The organism is Streptomyces swartbergensis (assembly GCF_002148965.1).
In the GTDB taxonomy this organism is placed as follows: Bacteria; Actinomycetota; Actinomycetes; order Streptomycetales; family Streptomycetaceae; genus Streptomyces; species Streptomyces swartbergensis.
This window is the reverse complement of sequence record NZ_NGFN01000846.1, coordinates 1-658: the sequence shown is the minus strand read 5'-3', so window position 1 is coordinate 658 and position 658 is coordinate 1. Positions and strand designations below refer to the sequence as shown.

Below are 658 nucleotides of genomic sequence, written 5' to 3'. Positions count from 1 at the left end.
CCGCCAGATCACCCCCTCGAACTGCTCCCGCAGCCGCTCGGGGTACGGACCGTACTCGCCTATCGGCAGGTACGGCTCGATGAACTCCCACTGCTCGTCTGTGAGTTGCCTACGTGTCACACCCAGCGTCCTACCGCATCCCGCCCCCGCACGGGGCCAGAACCCGAGATTGATCACGACCTCACACACGCCCTAGCCGTGGTAGAGGTCGCGGCCGGCAATGACGAGACCGCCTTCGCCATCCAGGAGCTGCTCGCCGCACGGTGCGCCATCGCGTCGGCGGACCGTACGACCCGGGAGCCCGGGGAGCCCGGTGTACGGCTGCGTTGCTTCCTTGACTTGCGTCAAGAGCCCGACTCGTAGCGCTGCGGGCGGGCGGCCATGCTCCGCTGACCGGCCGTGGTCAAAGTCATGGTCGGGGCTGGCGGCAGCGTGGTCGCCGCCGTGGTCGGTCTACTCGGTGGTGTGGTCCGGGTCGGGGGGCGGGCTTGCAAAGGGTCACCTTGGGTCTGCCCGCGCCGCCGGTGTCGTGGCCTTCCTGAGTCAGGTGCGGAAGCGGGAGAGCCAGCCGCCCGCCTTCTGCGCGGTCTGCTCGGCTTCCTGCTCCTCGAGGCGGCGCTCCTGCTCTTGGCGCTCGCGTTCGTCGGCTTCGGCCTGC

Annotated in this window: 1 protein-coding gene and 1 pseudogene; one reads left to right on the top strand and one right to left on the bottom strand. The window is 69.8% G+C overall.

Going from position 1 to position 658, the window contains the following annotated elements; genetic code table 11:
• Window positions 1-120: pseudogene (locus CA983_RS44695) on the bottom strand (IS5 family transposase); the annotation flags it as partial.
• A 78-nt stretch (window positions 121-198) separates the two neighbouring features.
• Here CA983_RS44695 and CA983_RS48795 point away from each other — a divergent pair.
• A complete protein-coding gene (locus CA983_RS48795) occupies window positions 199-363 on the top strand; it encodes a DUF6207 family protein (protein ID WP_244207382.1) in 165 nt (54 codons plus the stop codon).
• The last annotated feature ends 295 nt before the right edge of the window (window positions 364-658 follow it).